The following is a 4609-nucleotide window of genomic DNA, read 5'->3' as shown; positions in this document are numbered from 1 at the left end:
TCTCCAGTAGTGCCTGGCCGACGTACCCGTCCGGCGCCGCGCCGCCCGGGACCGCGTACAGGCCCGAGGACTCGTGCACGACGAACTGGGACAGCGCGTCCCCGCGCGCCAGCTTCCGCTGCACCGGGACGAATCCGGTCTGCGGATCGGACTGGAAGCAGACGAAGAGCAGCCCGGCGTCCGGTGCCCCGTCGGGGCGGAAGCCGTCGTGGTACGAGTAGCCGCGCCGCAGCATCGCCGCGCCCTGGTTGGCGGCGGGCGCGGCGACCCGCACGTGCGCGTCGCCGGGGACGGCGAGCGAGCCGTCCGGGTTCTGCTTGCCCAGGTCGACGGGCGTGGTCTCGGTGCCTCCCGACAGCGGCGCGCCGGAGGCCTTGCGGCGGCCGATCGTCCGCTCCTGGAGCTCCAGGGACTGCTGGTCCCAGACGTCCAGCAGCATCCGGATGCGCCGGAAGACGGCGTAGCTGCCGCCCGCCATCCACGCGGGCTGCCCGCTCGCGGGGACGAAGACGCGGGAGGCGAAGTCCTTCTCGCTCGGCTTGGGGTTGTTGGTGCCGTCGATCTGGCCCATCAGGTTGCGGCCCGTCATCGGGCGCGCCGTCGCGCCGGGCGCGCGGCTGAAGCCGGTCATCTGCCAGCGCGGGGCGGCCTGGCCGGCGGCGAGCCGTTGCAGGGTGCGCACCGCGTGGAAGGCGACGAGCGGGTCGTTCGCGCAGACCTGCACCCACAGGTCGCCGTCGCTGCGGGAGCGGTCGAGCCGGTCCTCGGGGAACGGGGGCAGGGCGGCGAGCCGGTCCGGCAGCTGGGCCGTCAGTCCCGCCTTGGCGAAGACGGAGGCGCCGAAGCCGAAGGTGACGGTGAGCGAGCTCGGACCGGCGTCGAGGGCGATCTGGTCGTCCGTCAGGCCGGGCGGCGTCCTGCCCTCCGCCATCGCTGCGGCCGCGGCGGACCAGCGCTTCATCAGCGAGGTGAGGCCGGGTCGTGCGGTGCCGGGGGTGAGGTCGAAGGCGGTCGTGTGCAGGGCGGACTGCATCGGCTCGACGATCCCGGCTTGGTGGGCGCCGTGGAACGGCACCGCCGTGCTGCCGAGCGCGGTCGCGGGGACGCCGTCGGAGGTCTGCTGCCGGGGGCCCGGCACGGCGAGGGCGTAGCCGCCCGCGCCGATGGCCAGACCGGCGGCGCCGCCCGCCCCCGCCGCGCCGAGAAGGCGACGGCGGGAGAGCTGCGGGCGGGGTGCGTCGGAGCTCATGGTGCTGGTCTCGTTCTTCTCGGTCTTCGTTGGCCCGTTCGGTGACATCGGTTCAGCCCACGGTGATCGGTGTGGTGACGGTGGCCTCGTCGATGTCGTCCGAGCGGACGGTCACGGCGAGGGTCCACCGGCCGGCCAGCGGCAGCTCCAGGTCCGCCGTGCCGTAGTGGCCGATGTCGAGGTGGTCCAGCTTCACCGTGAGCGGGCCGAGGTTCTTCGACCTGAGCGACAACGCGACGTCCAGCTCGGGGACGTCCACGGGCTTGCCGGTGCTGTCGTAGAGGTAGGCGTGCAGGGTGTTCTGTCCCGGGCGGGCGGGGTCGATGTCGACGGTGATCCTGCCCTTGGCGCCGCGTGTGGTGCCGGTGGTGTCGTAGGGCAGCGTCACGTCGACGGGCCCGTGCGCGGCCGCCTTGGCGACCGCCTGCTGCTCCGCGACGGAGCGGCCGGGCGGCGAGTTGGTCAGCACGGTGGTCAGCCCCAGGACGACGACGGCGAAGACGGCCTCGAGCGCGACCGAGCGCAGCAGCATGCCGCGTGCGGGCGCGGCCTCGCGGGCCTTGCGCTGCCGTGCCTGCTGCCGCGCCTTCGCCTGCCGGGCGAGCTGGGCCGCGCGCTCCGGATCCGCGTCCGCGTCCTGGCCCGCCTCGGCGGTGCGTTCGGCGGCGTGCTCGGCGGTCTGCTCGCCCGTCCGCTCGGCGGTCCGCTCCGCACCGGCGGCGGGCACCTCGGCGAGGACGCCCGCCTCGGCGAGCTCCTCGGCTTCGGTGGCGGCTCCGGCCTCCGCCTCGTCCGCCGCCGCGTCGGTGCGCAGCAGCGTGAGCCAGCGCCGGGACATCCAGGCCGCGCCGAGGATGACCAGGACGGCGCCGATCTTGACCAGCAGCAACCGGCCGTAGGTGGTGTCGGTCAGTGCCGACCAGGAGCCGAGTCCGCGCCAGGCCTGGTAGACGCCGGTCGCGGTGAGGGCTGTGACGCACCAGAACGCCAGCGTCGAGAAACGGCCGACCGCTCGGACGTCGATGCCCCCGGCCCGGGTCAGGGCACGCAGGCCCACCAGCACGGTGGCCAGGCCGCCGAGCCAGAGGGACATGGAGAGGATGTGGACGGTGTCGAGCGTGACGGCGAGCGGCACCTGCAGGCCGACCGAGGCGTGGTCGCCGAGCGGCCAGGTGATGGCGATCGCGATCGCGAGCAGTGCTCCGCTGACGCCCAGTCCGATTCGGCGACGCCGCTCCACGACGAGAGCACCGCTCTCGTCGCCGTTCTCGTCACCGCCCTGTGCGTGCCCGCCGAGCAGCGCCAGGAAGACCCCCGCGCCGGCCAGCAGCAGCACCCGCACCGCCAGCAGCACGCCCAGCTTCTCGCCGAGCACCTGCCGCAGCAGGGAGAGGTCGAAGACCTTCCCGAGCCCCGTCCCCGCCTCGTAGGTGCCGCGCAGCGCCAGCTCGGCCAGCGTCGACAGCAGCAGCCCGGCCCAGCCGACGATCATCAGCCGCTGGACGCCCCGCAACCGCAGCCCGCCCGGCCAGCACAGCAGCACGGCGCCGACAGAACCGATCAGCAGCGCCACCGCCCCGTACTGCACGCCCCGTGACAGCCCGTAGAGCGTGCCGGTCGCCGTCGGCCCGCTGCTCCCGACGCCCGCGACTCCGGTCAGCGCGGCGGGCGCGGAGGCCCGGCCGATGGAGAAGGTGTACGCGCCGGCCACCGGGTGGGTGTCGGCCGAGATCACCCGCCAGGCGACGGTGTAGGTGCCCTGCGCGGCGGCCGCGCTCGCGTCGATCCGCACCTGCGCCGTCGACGCGTCGCCGGAGGCGTGCCCGGCGGTACCGGTGTCGACGCGCCGTCCGCTCGGGTCGAAGACCCGCACCGCGTCGGGCTCCAGCGTCACCGACTCGCTGAAGTGCAGCGTCACCGCCGTCGGCGGCACGGCCACGACGGTGCCCTGCGCCGGGTCGGTCGACAGCAGCGCGGCGTGCGCCGAGGCCACGCCCGCGCCGCCGAGCAGCAGCGCGACCAGCAGCGCGAGCAGCGCCGCGGCGGAGCGTGCGTATCGCTTCATCGGAGCGTCCTTCCTCTTCCCGCTCTTCCCGCGCCGCTCATCAGCCCGACTGGCCCGGTTGGTAGGTGAGCGGCTGCACGGTGGCCTGGACGGTCACCGGCGCGGCGTCGTCGAAGCGCAGCGTCAGATCGACGCGCGCGCCGAGTTTCGGCGCCGGGTGCAGCCCCATCAGCATCAGGTGCCGGCCGCCGCGGGCGAACGTCACCACGCCGTGGGCCGGGACCCGGACCGTCGGGGTGTCGACCATCGTGGACGCCGTGCTCTCGTGCATGGAGACGGACTGCGCCTGCGGGCTGGTGACGCCCGTCAGCGTGGCGGCCTCGTCGCCGTCGTTGCGGAGCACGAAGTATCCGGCGGCCATGTCCGGGAGGGACGGCAGCGGTATGTACGCGCCGGAGACGCTGATCCGCGGCGCGGCGGCGGCGTGGGCCACAGGGGTTGCGGGCGCGGCCGGTGCCGCGGTGGCTCCCGAGGAGGAGCAGCCGGCCAGCGCCAGCGGCGCGGCAAGCGCCGCCGCGGCGAGGGCGGAACGCCGCCTCACGCCGCCACGCCCTTGATCAGCAGCGGCAGGTCGTGCTCGAAGACGGCCGTGGTGGTGCCGCTGGTGTAGAGGACGTGTGCCTTGTCGTCGGTGGGCGAGAAGGCGAGGGTCTGCGCGCCGTGCACCGGCTCCTGGCCCTTGACCGGGGCGGCGACGTAGACGCCTACGGACTTGGCGGCCGTGATGATCGTCTGGATGTCGCCGGTGAGGCCGATGAAGGAGGGGTTGAACGCGGCCAGCCAGGTGCGGATCTCGGCGGGGGTGTCCCTGGCCGGGTCGGTGGACACGAAGACCACGTCGATCTTGCTCTGCTGGTCCTTCGGCAGCTTGCTGACGGCCACCGCGATGTCGCCCATGGTCGTCGGGCAGACGTCGGGGCAGTGCGTGTAGCCGAAGTACAGCAGCATCGCCTTGCCGCGGGTGCCCGCGACCAGGTCGAAGGGCTTGCCGTCGGTGTCGGTGAGCGTGACGGCGGGCTTGTCGAAGGTACGGCCGAGCGGGTCCCCCTGGTAGGGGCCCTGCCGCGTCGACGCCGCGGCCTGGCCGTCGGTCGACGCGGCGCCGGAGGACGAGCCGGAGGAGCCGCACGCGGTCAGCAGCAGCGCGGCCGCGCCGCCGAACGAACCGAGCAGGACGGAGCGGCGGGTGGGGCGGGTCGGGAAGGTGGAAGAAGACATGTCGGTGCTTTCCCTGGAGGTCAAGGGCCGTGGCGGGCGGCGGGCAGGCGGGTGAGCCGGGGGCCGGGCGGGGACTT

The 4609-nt window shown here is 74.4% G+C and carries 4 protein-coding genes; all 4 read right to left on the bottom strand.

Annotated elements, in window-relative coordinates; translation table 11 throughout:
• On the bottom strand, positions 1 to 1249 hold a 1249-nt coding region (gene efeB, locus TR49_RS19370), incomplete at its 3' end, for an iron uptake transporter deferrochelatase/peroxidase subunit (RefSeq protein WP_042383225.1).
• 52 nt (positions 1250 to 1301) lie between these two features.
• On the bottom strand, positions 1302 to 3314 hold the full coding sequence (locus TR49_RS19365; RefSeq protein WP_042383162.1) for a copper resistance CopC/CopD family protein: 2013 nt from the start codon (positions 3312 to 3314) through the stop codon (positions 1302 to 1304).
• Between the two features lie 40 nt (positions 3315 to 3354).
• Positions 3355 to 3855 (bottom strand): copper chaperone PCu(A)C, encoded by a 501-nt coding sequence (locus TR49_RS19360; protein WP_042383161.1) that lies wholly within the window; start codon positions 3853 to 3855, stop codon positions 3355 to 3357.
• Positions 3852 to 4532: an SCO family protein gene (locus tag TR49_RS19355; RefSeq protein ID WP_042383159.1), complete on the bottom strand. Its 681-nt coding sequence runs from the start codon at positions 4530 to 4532 to the stop codon at positions 3852 to 3854. Before TR49_RS19355 ends, TR49_RS19360 begins: the two co-directional genes overlap by 4 nt.
• Positions 4533 to 4609 lie beyond the last annotated feature (77 nt).

It is taken from the genome of Streptacidiphilus melanogenes, from assembly GCF_000787835.1.
In the GTDB taxonomy this organism is placed as follows: Bacteria; Actinomycetota; Actinomycetes; order Streptomycetales; family Streptomycetaceae; genus Streptacidiphilus; species Streptacidiphilus melanogenes.
This window is presented reverse-complemented; position numbering and strand designations above follow the sequence as displayed.

What these genes read in the sequence shown, in the direction of transcription:
- TR49_RS19365 (WP_042383162.1), bottom strand. Translation starts at nt 3,314, where the DNA reads ATGAAGCGATACGCACGCTCCGCCGCGGCGCTGCTCGCGCTGCTGGTC.
- TR49_RS19355 (WP_042383159.1), bottom strand. Translation starts at nt 4,532, where the DNA reads ATGTCTTCTTCCACCTTCCCGACCCGCCCCACCCGCCGCTCCGTCCTG.